This window comes from Brevundimonas albigilva (assembly GCF_023573565.1).
Classification (GTDB): domain Bacteria; phylum Pseudomonadota; class Alphaproteobacteria; order Caulobacterales; family Caulobacteraceae; genus Brevundimonas; species Brevundimonas albigilva.
Genome location: NZ_CP097649.1, coordinates 2086190 through 2101629 on the forward strand (window position 1 = coordinate 2086190; position 15440 = coordinate 2101629).

A 15440-nucleotide genomic window follows, 5' to 3' on the forward strand; every position below is an offset into this window, starting at 1 on the left:
CGTTGCGAATCGCCTGACGCTAGCAGATTCGGACGACATGGCGATCAGGACCATCCCCGGCTCTGATGTTGCTGCTGGCTCTGTTGCACCGGGCGCACATGCAGGGCGACCGTCAGACTCTCGACGCCGCCGCCGTAGCTGGTTCCCCGGATCGGCGTGGCCCCCAGCGCGTCCAGGCCGATGGCGACCCGAACGTAGTGATCGGTCGGGCAGATGCCGTTCGCGGGATCGAAGCCGACCCAGCCTAGATCGTCGATCCAGGCCTCGGCCCAGGCGTGGGCGGCGTCCTGGTCGTGCTGGCCGTCGGTCCGGTTCAGGTGACCCGATACATAGCGCGCCGGCACGCCCCCCGCCCGCGCGCAGGCGATGAAGATCTGGGCGTGATCCTGGCAAACCCCGCGCCGCAGGGCGAAGGCCTCGGCCGCCGAATGCGTCGCCGAGGTGGCGCCCACGTCGAAGGCCACCGCCTGGTGGATGGCCCCCATCAGCCGGTGCATCCGATCCAGCGCCCCGCCCTGCCCCGCCGTGTCGGCGAAGGCGGTCAGGGCCGCGTCCGGGCGCGTCAGCCGCGTCTCGCGCAGATAGACGCTGGGCGACAGCTTCTCGTTCTGCCCCCGGATCACGCCGCCCGTGTCGACGGTGGACACCTCGCCCGTGACGCGGATGGTCAGGTCGTCGGTCGGTCGCTCCGTATAGAGGCTGTGGACGATGTTGCCGAAGGCGTCCTCGCTGCGCCGCAGACGCGCGTCCACGTCGGTCTCTATGCGCCAGTCGCGCACCTGCTGGCTCTCGCACGACTTGGGCGTCAGCCGCAGCATCTGCACGATGAAGCGCGCGGGCCGGGCGTAGGCGTAGCGGGTGGCGTGGTCGATCCGTATCCGCATCGTCAGACCAGGTACTGTTCGTGGATGGCTCCGGCCAGGGCGTTGTTCTCGTTCAGGAAGGCCTGGATGTATTCGTGCAGACCCGACTGGAAGATGTCTTCGATCCGGGCCTCGTTGAACTGGGTCATTCGGTTGGAGGCCAGGCGCTGGGCCGGGCCGCGACGGCCGTAATCCGCCGCCAGCTTCTCCAGATAGCTGACGATCATCCCCTGGCACGACGCCAGCGAGCGCGGCATCTGCCGGTTCAGCACCAGCAGATCGGCCACCAGCCACGGCCGGACGGATTCCCGATAGACCCAGCGATAGGCCGTCAACGCCGACACCTCGCGCAGCAGGGTGGTCCACTGGAAATAGTCCAGCTGCCCGCCGACCCGCTCGCCCGGCGGAAGCAGGAGGTGGTATTTGACATCCAGCAGGCGCGCGGTGTTGTCGGCCCGCTCGATCGCCATGCCCAGGCGTAGGAACCAGTAGGCGTCGTTCCGCAGCATCGTCCGCGACGACGCCCCCTCGACCGCCAGGGACGTGGACTTCACGAAGTCCAGGAAGTTGGTGAAGTCGTCGCGCCGGGTCGGCTCGCCCAACTCCTGCAGGCCGTTCCAGGCCCCGTTGATCGCCTCCCAAAGCTCGATCGTCAGGGCCGTGCGAACGGAGCGCGCATTGGTGCGGGCGCGGGTGATGCAGGCCTTGATCGACGTCGAATTGTCCGCGCCGAAGGCCAGATATTCGCGCACCGACTTCTCCGACGGCGTTCGACCCGAGGCGTCGAAGGCGGTCCTGACGCCGGACGACGCGATCGCCCCGGCCCAGGCGGTGACGGCGGCGTGATCCTTGGCCGGCAGGGCGGCCAGGCGAATGGCGGCCTCCAGGATCCGCGCCAGGAAATCGGCCCGCTCCATGTAGCGGCCGGTCCAGTAGAGACTGTCTGCGGTGCGAGAAAGCATCAGTTGTCCAGCACCCAGGTGTCCTTGGTTCCGCCGCCCTGGCTGGAGTTGACGACCAGCGACCCCTCCTTCAGCGCCACGCGCGTCAGGCCGCCAGGCGCGACGCGCACGCCCGCGGGGCTGGACAGGACGAACGGCCGCAGGTCCACGTGACGGGGCGACAAGGCGCCGCCGGCCAGGGTCGGCGCGGTCGACAGGTCCAGCGTCGGCTGGGCGATGAAGTCGTCGGGATCGGCGATCAGCTTGGCGCGGAAAGCCTCGATCTCGGCCTTGGTCGAGGTCGGCCCGACCAGCATCCCATAGCCGCCGGAGCCGCCGACTTCCTTGACCACCAGCTGATCCAGCTTGGACAGCACCTCCTTCAGCGCCTCGGGCTCGCGGCAGCGCCAGGTCGGCACGTTCTTCAGGATCGCCTCCTCGCCGGTGAAGAAGCGGATGATCTCGGGCATGTAGGTATAGACGGCCTTGTCGTCGGCCACGCCCGTTCCGACCGCATTGGCCAGGGTCACGCGACCGGCGAAATAGGCCGACATCAGCCCCGGCACCCCGACCGCCGAGTCGGGCATGAAGGTCAGCGGGTCGATGAAGTCGTCGTCGATGCGGCGATAGATGACGTCGACGCGCTTGGGCCCTTCGGTCGTGCGCATGAAGACGGTGTCGTCGTTGACGAACAGGTCGCCGCCCTCGACCAGTTCCACGCCCAGCTTGTCGGCCAGGAAGCTGTGCTCGTAATAGGCCGAATTGTAGGGTCCGGGCGTCAGCACAACGATGGTCGGATCCTCGCCCGCCCCGGCCGGGGCCGAGGCCTGAAGCGAACGCAGCAGCATGTCGGTGTAGATTTCGACCGGCCGCACGGCGTGTTCGGCGAACAGGTCGGGGAAAAGCCGCATCATCATCTCGCGGTTCTCCAGCATGTAGGAGACGCCGCTGGGCGTGCGGACATTGTCCTCCAGCACGTAGAAGCCGTCCTCGCCCGTGCGGACCAGATCGACGCCGGAGATGTGGCACCAGACGTCGCCGGGGGGCCGGCGGCCCTGCATCTCGGGCCGGTAGTGCGGATTGGTCAGGATCAGCTCGGGCGGGACGATCCCCGCCTTCAGGCAATGCTGCGGCCCGTAGATGTCCCTTAGAAAGGCGTTGATCGCGGTGACGCGCTGCTTCAACCCCTTTTCCAGCGCCGACCATTCGTCGGCGCCGATGATGCGCGGCACCACGTCGAAGGGGATCAGCCGCTCGTTGGACTCTTCGTCCCCATAGACGGCGAAGGTCACCCCCATGCGCCGGAAGAACAGCTCCGCCTGGCGGGAGCGCGCCTGCAGCAGGTCGGGCGGCGCATTCTCCAGCCACGCCGCCAGCGTGCTGTAGCTGTCGCGGATCCTTCCGGACCCACGGCCGGACATTTCGTCGAAAGCCTTCGTCATTCGCCCCCGCCGCGATGAGAAATCACAGAGTGATGGGCAGAGAACGGAAAGCGCAACAGTTTTGTTGCAGTGCGGCGAAGGAAGTCAGCCCGCCGCCACGGCCTTCATCGACACGGTCGGGTCCGCCAGCCTGCCGGCGTCCACCGGGGTCGCCGCGGCGATCAGCTTCTTTCCCGCCATGAACTCGGGCGGGGCGTTGACCGCCTCGACGCAGACCACCGTGTCGCCCGCCAGGTGGAAGACGGCGAAGGCGCCGCCGGCCGGGTCGCCCCTCAGCACTTGGCGGTCCGCCGCGAACGGCAGGCCGGCGATCTGCAGCTTGAATTCGTACTGATCGGACCAGAACCACGGAACCTCCGGGGCGGGACCGGTTCGGCCGACGATGGCGGCCGCCGCCTGCTTGGCCTGCTCCAGCGCGTTCGGAACGCTTTCCAGCCGGTGATGAATCCCGCCATGAACCGGGATGGGCCGTCGCGTCATGTCGCCCACGGCGAAGACGGCGGGGTCGCTGGTTCGCGCCTCCCCGTCCACCACCACGCCGTCGTCGCACAACAGGCCCGCCGAGCGCGCCAGGCCGTCGCTGGCGGCGGCCCCGACGCCGACCAGGACGGCGTCCGCCTGGATCGTCGACCCGTCGGCCAGGGTCACGCCGTCGCGGCCGATGGCCGTCACCTCGGCGCCGGTCAGTATCTGCACGCCGTGCGCGCGATGGCGCTGGGTGAAGAAGTCCGCCAGGGTCTGCGACGCCACCCGCGCGAGGACCCGGGGCGCGCGCTCGATCACGACCGCCTCGGCGCCCAGGGCGCGCGCGGACGCCGCCGCCTCCAGCCCGACATAGCCGCCGCCGACCACCGCCAGACGCCGCCCCGGTCCCAGGACGGCCTTCAGCCGCTCGGCGTCATGCAAGGTGCGGAGCTCCAGGAGGTCCGGGTGATCGCCGCCGGGCACGGGCAGCTTGCGCGCCGTGGAGCCCGTCGCCAGCACCAGGACGTCATAGGTCTCTTCGGTCCCGTCGTGAAATCCGACCCGCCGCGCCGCCGGATCGACCGAGACGGCCTGGACGCCCGGACGGAAGTCGATGTCCTGCTCGGCGTAGAAGCCGAGGGGGCGCAGCAATAGCGCCTCCAGGTCCGCCTCGCCCTTCAGCCAGGCCTTGGACAGCGGCGGCCGCTGATAGGGGGGCGCGTCCTCCTGGCCCGCCAGCACGATCGGCCCCTGGTGTCCGTACTGTCGCAGAAAGGCCGCGACGGAGCCGCCGGCGTGCCCGGCGCCGATGATCAGAACCTTGGTCATGGCGGGACAGATAGAGCGGCGAGCGGCGAGTGGCGAGTGGCGAGTTGGCCTTCTCGCCCCTCTCCATCGTCATCCTAGGGCTGGGGCCGAGGATGACGAGCGAAATGGGAGGGCGACGCCCCGAACGCCCTTGACCGTTCCATCGTTACATCATAGTGGAACGCGCCATGACCGCCCCGCCCGCCCGCGCAGCCCTGCATGACGCGCTCCTTTCGATGGAGACGCGCGAGGAGATGGACGCCTTCCTGGCCGACCTGTGCACCCCAGCCGAACTGCGCGCCTTCGCCGAGCGCTGGCAGGTCGCGCGTCTGCTGGACCAGGGCGGCAAGTCCTATCGCGAGATCGCCGCCGAGGCGCACGCCAGCCCCACCACCGTGGTCCGCGTCGCCCGCTATCTGAAAGACATGCCGCACCAGGGATACCGCATCGCCCTGGACCGGCTGAAAGCCTGAGTATTCGAACATGAGCACCGTGCAGGGACGGCTTCGCATCGCCGTCCAGAAATCCGGCCGCCTGGCCGACCGCAGCCTGGACCTGATCCGCGACGCGGGCCTGAAGTGGGTCAAGGGCCACAACGACCTGCTGTACCGGGTCGAGAATTATCCGATCGACCTGCTGCGCGTGCGCGACGACGACATCCCCACCTTCGTGGCCGACCGCGTCTGCGACCTGGGCATCGTCGGCGAGAACGTGCTGGAGGAGGGCAAGAACGGCGGGGCGAACGCCGCCATCGTCATGCCGCTGGGTTTCGGCCGCTGCACCCTGAAGATCGCGACCCCGCCGACCCTGCCCTATGAGGGTCCGACCTCGCTGGAGGGCCTCAGGATCGCGACCTCCTATCCGAAGATCCTGCGCCGCTTCTTGGACGACAACGGGGTCGCCGCCGACATCGTGACCATGCGCGGCGCGGTCGAGGTCGCGCCCCGGCTGAAGCTGGCGGCCGCCATCTGCGACCTGGTGTCGACGGGCGCGACGCTGGAGGCCAACGGGCTGAAGGCCCAGGACACGGTGCTGGAAAGCCAGGCGGTGCTGATCCGTTCGCCCATCGCCCCCGAGCCGGAACTGGCCGAACTGCTGGACAGCGTGATCGAGCGGATGGCGGGCGTCGTCTCCTCGCAAGGGGCGAAATACGTCATGCTGAACGCACCCCGCGCGGCGCTGGACCAGATCACCGCCATCCTTCCTGGCGCCGGTTCGCCCACCGTCATGCCCCTGTCGGGCCGCGACGACGCGGTGGCCGTCCACGCCGTGTGCCAGGAGGCGGTCTTCTGGGAGACGCTGGAGAAGCTGAAGGCCGCCGGCGCCTCGGCCATCCTGGTCCTGCCGATCGAGAAGATGATGTGATGAAGCGCATCGACTGGTCATCGCTGGACGACGCGGGACGAAAGGCCGCGCTGGCCCGCCCCGCGCGCCGGACATCGGGCGACGTGACGAACGTCGTGCGCGACATCCTGGACGACGTGCGCGAACGCGGCGGCGCGGCCGTGGTCGATTGGTGCGTGAGGCTGGACAAGGCCCCGCCCCGCCGGATCGCCATCACCGAGCAGGCCGTCGCCGAGGCCCGGAACGCCCTGCCGCCCGCCGACACCCGCGCGCTTCGTATGGCGGCCGAGAACGTCCGCATCTTTCACCAGGCGACCCGGCCGGAAGACACGCCCTTCGTCGAGACGACCCCCGGCGTGCGGTCGAAACTGGCGTGGCGTCCGATCGCGTCGGCGGGCCTTTACGTGCCCGGCGGCACGGCGCCGCTGTTCTCGTCCTTGCTGATGCTGGCCATACCCGCCGGCGTGGCGGGGGTGGGCGAGCGTGTCGCCGTGACCCCGCCGGGCAAGGACGGAAGCGTCCATCCCGCCATGATCCTGGCCGCCGCCGAGGCGGGCCTGGACGCCCTGTGGCTGATGGGCGGGGCCCAGGCCATCGCCGCCCTGACGTTCGGCGTCGAACTGGAGGACGGGACCATACCGGCCTGCGGCAAGCTGTTCGGCCCCGGCAACGCCTATGTGGCCGAGGCCAAGAAGCAGGCCGCCGCCCTGCCCGGCGGCCCCGCCGTCGACATGCCCGCCGGCCCGTCGGAACTGATGGTCATCGTCGATCGCGACGCCGCGCCCGAGATCGCCGCCGCCGACCTGTTGAGCCAGGCCGAACACGACACCGACGCCCAGGTGATCCTGGTCTCCACCAGCCGCGCCACGATCGACTACGTCCTGGCCGAGGTGGAGGCCCAGGTTTCGACCCTGCCGCGCGAGGCCGTCGCCCGCGCCTCGCTCCAGGAAGGCCGCGCCATTCTGGTGCGCGATCTGGACGCCGCCTGCGAGGCGGCCAACCTCTATGGTCCCGAACATCTGGCGATCCAGGTGGAGTACGCCGAGGAACTGGTGGAGCGGATTCAGGCGGCCGGCGCCGTCTTTGTCGGGCGCTTCGCCGCCGAGACGCTTGGCGATTACGCCGCCGGCCCCAGCCACGTCCTGCCGACCGACGGCGGCGCGCGCACCTTGGGCGGCGTGACGACTGCCAGCTTCATGACCACCATGTCGGTGCAGCAGGTCGATCGGGACGGCGCGCGCCGACTGGCCCCTGTCGCGGCGCGCCTGGCCCGGATGGAGGGCCTGGAGGCCCACGCCCGCGCCGCCGACCTGAGGAGCGAGGCATGACCCTGCCCGCCCCCTATCCGCCGCTGGCGTCGGGCGGCGACGGCCTGGATCGCTATCCGACCGATCCGCGGGCGCTGGCCGCGCGCATGGCGGCGATCTATGGCGCGCCGGTCGACCAGGTGCTGCCGGTGCGCGGCCTGACGCATGGGCTAGAGCTGGTCTGGCGTCTGGCCGCCCGCGACGGCGGCGCGGTCGAGGCGCCCAAGGCCGAACCCTATGACAGCCTGGCCGCCATCTATCCGACGAAAGGCGAGGCGGCGGCCGTCGTCGTCCGCGCCCTCGGATCGCCGGAGGCCGTGGCCGAAATGGCCGCCCGCGTCTTCCCCGCCCTGCTCGTGGTCGATGAAGGGCTGATCGAATTCTCCGACAGCGTCTCGGCCGTCACCGTCGTCGCCGACCACCCCAATCTGGTCGTCCTTCGCAGCCTGTCGCTGGCGTATGGCCTGGCGGGGGCGCGGGTCGGCGCGGCTGTCGCCCGGCCCGAGGTCCTGGCGCGCCTGGCGTCGGTGCGGGAGCCCTACGCCCTGCCCGAGCCGCTGGTTCGCCTGGCGATGCAGGCCCTGGATCCGTCCAGGATGATCGAGACGGGCGAACGCATCGCCTCGGTCCGACGCGAACGTGAACGGATCGCGCGCGAACTGGGCCGACAGATGACGGTCGAGCCGGGCGTCGGGCCCATCGTCATGGCCCGGCCGGAGAATGCGGCGGCGATGCTGGCGGCGCTGCGGACCTATGGCGTCGACGCCGACCTGTCCGGCGACCGGCTGCGCTTGCCGATCTCGATCAGGCCCGAGGTCAACGACCGGCTGCTGGCCGCCTTCGGCCTGACGCCCGCCAAGCGTCGCCCGGCCCGCGTCGGCCAGGCCGTGCGCGACACCAAGGAAACCCGCATCGTCTGCGCCGTCGACCTGGACGCGGCCGGCCCGATCCGCATCGAAACCGGCGTCGGCTTCTTCGATCACATGCTCGAGCAGATCGCCGCCCACGGGGGCTTCTCCCTGCGGCTGCAGTGCGAGGGCGATCTGCACACCGACCCGCACCACACCATCGAGGACAGCGCCATCGCCCTGGGCCAGGCGCTGAAGCAGGCGCTGGGCGAACGCCGGGGCATCGCCCGCTACGGCTTCGTACTGGCCATGGACGAGGCCGAGGCCCACGTCGCCCTCGACCTGTCGGGGCGGCCGTACCCCGTGTTCGAGGGACGCTTCGAGACGCCCTACATCGGCGAATACCGCACCGACCTGACCGCCCACGTCTTCCGCTCGCTGGCCGAGGCGATGGGCGCCGCCGTCCACATCAAGGTCACGGGCCAGGACGACCATCACAAGACCGAAGCCGCCTACAAGGGTTTCGGGCGCGCCCTGCGCCAGGCCATCCGGATCGAAGGCGACGCCGTGCCGTCGACCAAGGGGGTGCTGTGAGCGAGGTCGCCGTCGTCGCCTATGGCGCGGGAAACGTCGCCTCGGTCCAGTTCGCGCTGGAGCGGCTGGGCGCCTCCGTGCGCCTGACCGACGATCCGGCCGTCGTCGCGGACGCCGAGCGCGTCATCCTGCCCGGCGTGGGCGCCGCAGGTTATGCGATGACGCGTCTGGCCGAACTGGGCCTGGTCGAGCCGCTTCGGGCCTTTTCGCGTCCGTTGCTGGGCGTGTGCCTGGGCCAGCAACTGCTGTTCGAGCGCAGCGAGGAAGGCGACGGCGTTCGGATGCTGGGCGTCATCCCGGGCGCGGTCAGGCGACTGGCGCCCGAAGGCGACCTGCCGGTGCCCCACATGGGCTGGAGCCGCCTGACGCCGGATCGGGACGATCCGCTGCTGGACGACGTCGCGGCCGGCGCCTACGCCTATTTCGTTCACGGCTTCGCCTGCCCGGACGGTCCGGCGACCCTGGCGCGCGCGGACTATGGCGGCGCGGTCCCCGCCGTGGTGCGGTCGGCCAATCGCTGGGGCTGCCAGTTTCACCCCGAACGGTCGGCCGACACGGGCGCGACCATTCTCAAGAACTTCCTGAGTCTCCCATGCTGATCTACCCCGCCATCGACCTGAAGGACGGCGTCTGCGTGCGCCTGATGCACGGCGACTTCGATCAGGTGACGCGCTACGACGACCAACCCGCCGCGCGTCTGACGACCTTCGCCGCAGAGGGCGCGCAGTGGATCCACGTCGTCGATCTGGATGGCGCCGAAGCCGGCCGGGCGATGCAGCACGGGCTCATCGGCGAACTGACGAGCGCCATTGACGTCAAGATCCAGTCCGGCGGCGGCGTGCGCGGCGCCAACGACGTGGCCGCGCTGTTGGACGCCGGCGTCTCGCGGGTCGTCATCGGCTCCCTGGCCGTCACGCAGCCAAACGACGTCGCCGCCTGGCTCAAGGGTTTCGGGGCCGAGCGCATCACCCTGGCGTTGGACGTCAAGATAGACGGCGGCGTTCCCATCGCCGCCTTGAAGGGCTGGACCCAGTCCTCTGGCGTCACCTTGTGGGACGCCTTGGATCGCTATCCGAAGGGCGTGGCCAAACACCTGCTGGTCACCGACGTGGGCCGCGACGGCGCCCTGACCGGACCGAATCTGGAGCTGCTTTCGGAGATCCGCTTGAGACGGCCCGACCTGGTGCTGCAAGCGTCGGGCGGCGTCTCGTCGCTGCAGGACATCGCCGCGATCAAGGCTTTGGGGTGCAACGGCGTCATCGTCGGCCGCGCGCTCTACGAAAACCGCTTCACCTTGCCCGAGGCCATCGCGACGGCCCGGCGATCATGACCGCACGGCGCATCATTCCCTGTCTGGACGTCAAGGACGGCCGGGTGGTCAAGGGCGTCAAATTCGTGGGCCATGCGGACATGGGCGACGCCGCCGACCTGGCCGCGCGCTACCGCGACCAGGGGGCGGACGAACTGGTCTTCTATGACATCGCGGCCAGCCCCGAGGGGCGGACGCTGGACTATGGCTGGATCCGGGACATCGCCCGGCTGCTGGACATCCCCTTCTGCGTCGCCGGCGGCATCCGCAGCGTGGAGCAGGCGGCGCGGTGCCTGGATCACGGCGCGGACAAGGTGTCGATCAACTCCCCGGCGCTGGAGCGGCCCGAACTGATCGCCGAAATGGCCGAGCGGCTGGGCGGCCAGTGCGTGGTGGTCGGCGTCGACAGCCGGTTCGAGGACGGCGAATGGGTCGTGCACAAGTACACCGGCGATCCGGACGCCCGTCGCCGCGCGGGCAAGCGCACGCTCGACTGGCTGGACCAGGCGCAGGGCCTGGGCGCGGGCGAGATCGTGCTGAACTGCATCGACCAGGACGGGGTGCGCAGGGGCTATGACATCGAACAACTGGCCGCGGCCCGCGCCCGACTGACCATTCCGCTGATCGCCTCGGGCGGCGCCGGCGCGCCGGAGCATTTCAGGGACGTCTTCAGACAGGCGAACGTCTCGGGCGCGCTGGCCGCCAGCGTGTTCCATACGGGGGCGATCGCGATCCCGGGCCTGAAGACCTATCTCGCAGACCAGGGGCTGGAGATGCGCCTATGACATTCGACCCGGACACCGTCGACTTCGCCAAGGGGAACGGCCTGGTTCCGGTCGTGGTCCAGGACGCCGACACCCTGCAGGTCCTGACCCTGGCCTATATGGACCGCGCGGCGGTGGACGAGACCATGTCTTCGGGCGAGGCGACCTTCTTCTCCCGCTCGCGCGGCGGTCGGTGGCGAAAGGGCGAAACCTCGGGCGACCGGCTGCATGTCGTCTCGATCACGCCGGACTGCGACGCCGACGCCCTGGTGCTGGGGGTGCGCCCGGTCGGGAACGCCTGCCATCTGCACCGCACCAGCTGTTTCGGCGATGGCGACGCTCCGGGCCTGGGCCGTATCGCCCGGCTGGAACAGACCATCCGTCAGCGCGCCGCCGCAGACCCGTCAGAGAGCTGGACGGCGCGGCTGATCGCGCAGGGCCCCAAGCGGATCGCCCAGAAGGTCGGCGAGGAAGGCGTGGAGACCGCCCTGGCCGGCGTGGCGGGGCCGGACGAAGAACTGGCCAGCGAAGCGGCGGACCTGATCTACCACCTGCTCGTTCTTCTCCATGCCCGTAACATGGTGTTTCAGGACGTCCTCGACGTGTTGGCCTCGCGGGCGGAAGCGGGCAAAGGCGCGGGCTAGGCCGTAAAGGCGATCGGTCCCGGCAAATGGGATTCTGGAAGGGAAGACGGCATGGCGGCACTCATTCTGTTCGGCGGCGGCGGCGACCTCGCCATGCGGATGCTGCTGCCATCGCTCTATTTTCTCGAACACGACGGCCTGCTGCCCGAGGGGCTTAAGATCATCGGCGCGGCGCGCTCGGAAGAGACCCCTGACGAATATGTGGCCAAGGTCCACGCGGCGGTGAAGGCGCGCGCCGAGACCGACCGCCTCTGGGACGAACAAAGCTGGTCGCGCATGAAGGCGCGGCTGGACTACCTGGCCGTGGACGCGACCAGCGCCGACAGCCTGAAGGGACTGAAAGCCAAGGTCGGCGACGACGCCGTCACCTCTTTCCTGGCCGTGTCGCCGTCCCTCTACGCCCGCATCGTCACCGCCATGAAGGCGGCGGGCCTGGCCGAACGGAACGCTCGGATCGTGCTGGAAAAGCCGGTCGGCCGCGACCTGAAGTCCTTCCTGGAGATCGACGACGCCGTCGCCCACGCCTTCCGCGAGGACCAGGTCTTCCGCATCGACCATTACCTGGGCAAGGAGACGGTCCAGAACCTGATCGCCCTGCGGTTCGGCAACACCATCTTCGAGCCGCTGTGGAACAATCTGACGATCGACCACGTGCAGATCACCATCGGCGAGACGGTCGGCGTGGGCGATCGCTGGCCGTACTATGACGAGTACGGCGCGCTGCGCGATATGCTGCAGAACCATATGCTGCAGCTGCTGTGCCTGGTGGCGATGGAGCCGCCCAGCGACCTGGACCCGGACTCGGTCCGCAACGAGAAGGTCAAGGTGCTGCGCTCCTTGCGCCCCATCACGCCGGACGAGGCCGAGCGCGTGACCGTGCGCGGCCAGTATGTGGCGGGCGTTTCCGAGGGCAAGCCGGTCAAGGGCTATGACGAGGAGCGCGGCGAGGACTCCGACACCGAGACCTTCGTCGCCATCCGCGCCGACATCGACAACTGGCGCTGGGCCGGCGTGCCCTTCTTCATGCGCACCGGCAAGCGCCTGCCGGAAAAGCGCACCGAGATCGTGATCCAGTTCAAGCCGGTGCCGCACTCCATCTTCGACCGCGACGATCGGGGCGAGGTGCAGGCCAACCGCATGGTCATCGAGCTGCAGCCCGAGGAAGACATCTCCCTGACCGTGATGAACAAGCGCCCGGGCCTGAGCCAGCGCATGCAGCTGCAGCCGATCAAGATGAGCCTGTCGTGGGGCGTCGACGGCAAGGGCGACGCCCCGCCGCGTCGCCGGATCGCCTATGAGCGGCTGCTGCTGGACGCCATGGCCGGCGATTCCACCCTGTTCGTCCGCCGCGACGAGGCCGAGCAGGCCTGGCGGTGGGTGGACGAGGTCGCCGAGGCCTGGGCCGAATCCGGCCAGAAGCCGCATGAGTACGTCGCCGGAACCTGGGGGCCGGACGCCGCGGATATGCTGGTGGCGCGCACCGGACGCGACTGGAACACCGCCGATGCGTGAGGTTGAAATCGAATCCTTCGCCGGCGTCGACGCCTGGGCCGAGGCCATCGCCGCACGGTTGGCGGAGACCCTGGGCGGCGCCCTGCGCGACGCCGGCCGGGCCGTCTTCGCCGGTCCGGGCGGATCGACCCCCGCCCCCGTCTATCGTCGCCTTGCCGCGACCGACCTGGACTGGGCGAACGTCGCCGTCACCCTGGTGGACGAGCGTTACGTCCCCGAGACCTCGCCGGACTCCAACGCCCGGCTGATCCGCGACGTGCTGTTGCAGGGTCCAGCCGCCGCCGCGCGGTTCGTGCCCCTCTATACGCCCGAGGTGACGGTGGACCGCGCCGCCGCGGTGGCCGCGCACGCCCTGGCCGATGTCGGCGGTCGTTTCGACGCGGTCCTTCTCGGCATGGGGGAGGATGGCCATATCTGTTCCATGTTCCCGGAAAGCCCCACCCTCAAGACCCTGCTGACGCCCACCCTGAAACCGACCGTGCTGGGCGTGCCGCACGGCCGCGACGGCCTGGCGCCGCCGCAGGAGCGGCTGTCGATCAACCTGCCCTATCTGATGTCGGCCGGGCGGGTGATCCTGGGCCTGAAGGGCGCGACCAAACGCGCCGTCTTCGAAGACCAGGCCAAGGGCGATCCCAAGGTTCAGCCCATCGCGGCCCTGCTGGCCAATGACGTTCCCCTAGAAGTTCTGTGGACGGAGGAAGGCTGACATGGCCCTTCATCCCACGGTCGCCGCGGTCACCGCCCGCATCGTCGAGAAAAGCCGCGAGACCCGCGCCGACTATCTGCGCCGCATGGACGCCGCGCGCGACAGCGGCGCCGGCCGGGCCAAGCTGAGCTGCGCCAACTGGGCGCACGCCTTCGCCGGCCAGACCATCGCCGACAAGCTGACGGCCATGGACGGCTCCAGGCCGAACCTGGGGATCATCACCGCCTACAACGACATGCTGTCGGCCCACCAGCCGTTCGAACGCTTTCCCGGCGTGGTGCGCCAGGCGGTGCGCGAGGTCGGCGCGACGGCCCAGGTCGCCGGCGGCACGCCCGCCATGTGCGATGGCGTCACGCAGGGCCGGCCGGGCATGGAGCTGTCGCTGTTCAGCCGCGACGTCATCGCCATGTCGGCCGGCGTCGGCCTGACGCACGACGCCTTCGACGCCGCCATGATGCTGGGCGTGTGCGACAAGATCGTGCCGGGCCTGTTCATGGGCGCCCTGGCCTTCGGCCATCTGCCGGTCGTGTTCGCCCCGGCCGGCCCGATGCCGTCGGGCATCCCGAACGCGGAAAAGGCCCGCGTCCGCGCCGAATACGCGCAGAACAAGGTGGACCGGCAGACCCTGCTGGAAAGCGAGATCGGCAGCTATCACTCGCCCGGCACCTGCACCTTCTACGGCACCGCCAACTCCAACCAGATGATGATGGAGCTGGGCGGGCTGCACATGCCGTCCACCGCCTTCGTCCATCCCGACACCGGCCTGCGCGACGCCCTGACGGCGGCGGCGGCCAAGCGGGCGGTCGAACTGGCGCGGACCGGCGAAAGCCGCATGGCCGACGTCATCGACGAGAAGTCCATCGTCAACATGATCGTGGCCCTGCTGGCCACCGGCGGTTCGACCAATCACGCCATCCACCTGGTGGCAATGGCGCGGGCGGCGGGGATCCTGATCGACTGGACCGACATGGACGAGCTGTCGTCGGTCACGCCGCTGCTGGCGCGGGTCTATCCCAACGGCTCGGCGGACGTGAACGCCTTCCAGGCCGCCGGCGGCGTCGCCTTCGTGGCGCGCGAACTGGCCGCCAACGGAAACATCCACACCGATGTGACCACCATCATGGGCAAGGGCGTCGCCGCCTATTTCCAGGAACCGTCAATGGTGGACGGCGAACTGGTCTGGCGCGACGGCGTGACGGAGAGCCTGGACCGCGACATCCTGCGCCCCGCCTCCGACCCGTTCGACAGGGAGGGCGGCCTGCGTCTGGTCCAGGGCGACCTGGGCCGGGCGGTGATCAAGATCTCGGCGGTCAAGCCCGAGAACCGCATCGTCGAGGCGCCGGCCGCCGTTTTCGAGACCCAGGAGGACGCCCTCCAGGCCTTCAAGGACGGCAAGCTGTTCCGCGATGTGGTTGTGGTGCTGCGCTTCCAGGGGCCCAAGGCCAACGGCATGCCGGAACTGCACAGCCTGTCGCCGGCCCTTTCGGTGATCCAGGACCGCGGCTTCAAGGTCGCCTTCGTCACCGACGGCCGCATGTCGGGCGCCAGCGGCAAGACCCCGGCGGCGATCCACGTCAGCCCCGAGGCCCTGGCCGGCGGGCCCCTGGCCCACATCCGCGACGGCGACATCATCCGCCTGGATCCCGAGGCCGGGGTCCTGACCACCGTGGGCGTCGACGACCTGACGGGCCGCCCGCGCGCCACGCGCAGCCCCGCCCATGCCGAGGGCTCGTCCTGGGGCTATGGACGCGAACTGTTCGGCGCCTTCCGCCATGTCGTCACAACGGCCGAGGAAGGCGCCACCGTCTGCTTCGCCGTCAACGGCTCCAGCAGCGTCGTGCACGCCGACACGCCGCCCAATCCCAATGTCGTCGACCGGACCGTGGACGCCTGA

Annotated in this window: 15 protein-coding genes; 11 read left to right on the forward strand and 4 right to left on the reverse strand. The window is 69.8% G+C overall.

Annotation, left to right across the window (positions count from 1 at the left end; all coding sequences use genetic code 11):
- Positions 1-44: 44 nt before the first annotated feature.
- The 4 genes from M8231_RS10455 to M8231_RS10470 form a co-directional block, all read right to left on the reverse strand.
- Complete coding sequence (locus M8231_RS10455; RefSeq protein WP_250201430.1) at positions 45-884, reverse strand: transglutaminase family protein; 840 nt, start codon at positions 882-884, stop codon at positions 45-47.
- Positions 885-886: 2 nt separating this feature from the next.
- Positions 887-1825: an alpha-E domain-containing protein gene (locus M8231_RS10460; RefSeq protein WP_249750021.1), complete on the reverse strand. Its 939-nt coding sequence runs from the start codon at positions 1823-1825 to the stop codon at positions 887-889.
- Positions 1825-3246 carry a circularly permuted type 2 ATP-grasp protein gene (locus M8231_RS10465; protein ID WP_249750020.1) on the reverse strand — a complete coding sequence of 474 codons (1422 nt, stop codon included), beginning with the start codon at positions 3244-3246 and terminating at the stop codon, positions 1825-1827. The genes M8231_RS10460 and M8231_RS10465 overlap by 1 nt, the downstream gene beginning before the upstream one ends.
- A gap of 84 nt (positions 3247-3330) precedes the next feature.
- On the reverse strand, positions 3331-4539 hold the full coding sequence (locus M8231_RS10470) for an NAD(P)/FAD-dependent oxidoreductase (protein WP_250201431.1): 1209 nt from the start codon (positions 4537-4539) through the stop codon (positions 3331-3333).
- Between the two features lie 167 nt (positions 4540-4706).
- Here M8231_RS10470 and M8231_RS10475 point away from each other — a divergent pair, with 167 nt between their 5' ends.
- From M8231_RS10475 to edd, 11 genes are read left to right on the forward strand one after another with little or no spacing between them, the layout of a single operon-like run.
- Entirely contained in the window at positions 4707-4991 is a 285-nt protein-coding gene (locus M8231_RS10475; RefSeq protein WP_249750019.1) for a YerC/YecD family TrpR-related protein, read from the forward strand.
- Positions 4992-5001: 10 nt separating this feature from the next.
- Complete coding sequence (gene hisG / locus M8231_RS10480) at positions 5002-5883, forward strand: ATP phosphoribosyltransferase (RefSeq protein ID WP_250201432.1); 882 nt, start codon at positions 5002-5004, stop codon at positions 5881-5883.
- Positions 5883-7190 (forward strand): histidinol dehydrogenase, encoded by a 1308-nt coding sequence (gene hisD / locus M8231_RS10485; protein WP_249750017.1) that lies wholly within the window; start codon positions 5883-5885, stop codon positions 7188-7190. The genes hisG and hisD overlap by 1 nt, the downstream gene beginning before the upstream one ends.
- Complete coding sequence (gene hisB / locus M8231_RS10490; protein WP_249750016.1) at positions 7187-8611, forward strand: imidazoleglycerol-phosphate dehydratase HisB; 1425 nt, start codon at positions 7187-7189, stop codon at positions 8609-8611. The genes hisD and hisB overlap by 4 nt, the downstream gene beginning before the upstream one ends.
- Positions 8608-9210: an imidazole glycerol phosphate synthase subunit HisH gene (hisH, locus tag M8231_RS10495; RefSeq protein WP_249750015.1), complete on the forward strand. Its 603-nt coding sequence runs from the start codon at positions 8608-8610 to the stop codon at positions 9208-9210. The genes hisB and hisH overlap by 4 nt, the downstream gene beginning before the upstream one ends.
- On the forward strand, positions 9204-9941 hold the full coding sequence (gene hisA / locus M8231_RS10500; RefSeq protein ID WP_249750014.1) for a 1-(5-phosphoribosyl)-5-[(5-phosphoribosylamino)methylideneamino]imidazole-4-carboxamide isomerase: 738 nt from the start codon (positions 9204-9206) through the stop codon (positions 9939-9941). The genes hisH and hisA overlap by 7 nt, the downstream gene beginning before the upstream one ends.
- Positions 9938-10705: an imidazole glycerol phosphate synthase subunit HisF gene (gene hisF / locus M8231_RS10505; RefSeq protein ID WP_249750013.1), complete on the forward strand. Its 768-nt coding sequence runs from the start codon at positions 9938-9940 to the stop codon at positions 10703-10705. The genes hisA and hisF overlap by 4 nt, the downstream gene beginning before the upstream one ends.
- The gene (gene hisIE, locus M8231_RS10510; RefSeq protein ID WP_249750012.1) at positions 10702-11328 is read left to right on the forward strand and encodes a bifunctional phosphoribosyl-AMP cyclohydrolase/phosphoribosyl-ATP diphosphatase HisIE; all 627 of its coding nucleotides are present in this window, start codon (positions 10702-10704) and stop codon (positions 11326-11328) included. Before hisF ends, hisIE begins: the two co-directional genes overlap by 4 nt.
- A 51-nt stretch (positions 11329-11379) precedes the next feature.
- Positions 11380-12840, forward strand: a complete 1461-nt coding sequence (gene zwf / locus M8231_RS10515) for a glucose-6-phosphate dehydrogenase (RefSeq protein ID WP_249750011.1) — start codon at positions 11380-11382, stop codon at positions 12838-12840.
- The gene (gene pgl / locus M8231_RS10520; RefSeq protein ID WP_250201433.1) at positions 12833-13546 is read left to right on the forward strand and encodes a 6-phosphogluconolactonase; all 714 of its coding nucleotides are present in this window, start codon (positions 12833-12835) and stop codon (positions 13544-13546) included. The genes zwf and pgl overlap by 8 nt, the downstream gene beginning before the upstream one ends.
- Before the next feature lies 1 nt (position 13547).
- Complete coding sequence (gene edd / locus M8231_RS10525; protein WP_250201434.1) at positions 13548-15440, forward strand: phosphogluconate dehydratase; 1893 nt, start codon at positions 13548-13550, stop codon at positions 15438-15440.